Origin of the sequence: Bifidobacterium panos (assembly GCF_012932445.1) — a bacterium.
Taxonomy (GTDB): Bacteria; Actinomycetota; Actinomycetes; order Actinomycetales; family Bifidobacteriaceae; genus Bifidobacterium; species Bifidobacterium panos.
In genome coordinates this window covers 1-1,162 of sequence record NZ_JAAIIJ010000041.1, presented here as the reverse complement: position 1 = coordinate 1,162, position 1,162 = coordinate 1, and the positions used below count along the sequence as shown (strand labels likewise).

Genomic DNA, 1,162 nt, shown 5'->3' with positions numbered 1-1,162 from the left:
CAAGCTGGGCGAGGCGACCGTCAAGGGTCCGGATACCTCGTATGTCACGGTGCAGGTTGATTCGGGGTATTTCACGCCGAGCAAGGATGTGGCTGTTCCTGCGAATGCGAAGATCGTGGATGCGTTGGATGATTCCGGCAACTATGTGGCCGGCGACAAGGTGTCTTCCACGGGTAAGTATTCGTATATCACGATCAGGACGTCGGATACGACCGGCGCGGCGACGATTACCGCGGAGGCGTTGCAGGCGTATTTGCGTGGTTTGACGTTCACCACGAGTACTACTGCGAACATGACGCAGAACATCACGGTGAACGCGGTGTGCGAGCCGTTGAAGGCGAAAGCCTCGAATGGCACTGACGAGTATGACGTGACCCTATACAACGGACACGCTTACACATTCGTCGATACAATCGAGTATTGGAATGCTGCGTTTGCTGATGCGAAGACCGTGTCGTTTCTTGGGAAGTCGGGTCATTTGCTGACTGTCGAGTCTGTCGAGGAGAACAACTTGATCCGCAACTCGTTTAACAACCAGCCTGGTTGGATGGGTGCGACTCGTTTTACGTCTAAGACTACTGCGGGTCTTGATTCTGAGACGTTCAGTATCACCAAGAAGGGCAATGGCGAGGATAGTGATGATTGGGGTCAGAATTGGTATTGGGTGACGGGCCCGAGCGCCGGTAAGATGTTCTGGCAGGGTACCAACACGAGCGGTAAAAAGGTTGATGGCATGTACGTCAACTGGAGCAGCGGCCAACCTGATAACAGTGGTGGCCTTGAAGGCTGTCCCCAGTACGGTTATGGGAGCGGCCAGTGGAATGATCTGGCGAATGACTACATCACCAGTCTCGGCAATCAGGGTTACTATGTTGAGTTTGAGGGCTTTGATTTGAAGTCTGTGGGTTCGACTGTGTCTGCTGCTGTTGTGCCTGTGTCTGTAACGTATGATTTGCCTGCGGGTGTGTCGACGTCTGATACGGTGAATCGTGCTGTGAAGGGTTCTGATTATTCCGCGACGTTGTCGACTACGGTGGGCAAGTTGGCTGCGTCGTTGTTGACGGTGAAGGTCAAGGACGGCGATACCGAGAAGACCCTTACGACCAGTCAGTTCAAGTTCGACGAGAAGACCGGCCTGTTGACCATTCCGGGCGAATACGTG

Annotated in this window: 1 protein-coding gene; it reads left to right on the top strand. The window is 53.8% G+C overall.

The window, feature by feature from the left end:
* The coding region (locus G1C94_RS07600; RefSeq protein WP_216656951.1) for a C-type lectin-like domain-containing protein at window positions 1-1,162 on the top strand (1,162 nt) is incomplete at both ends.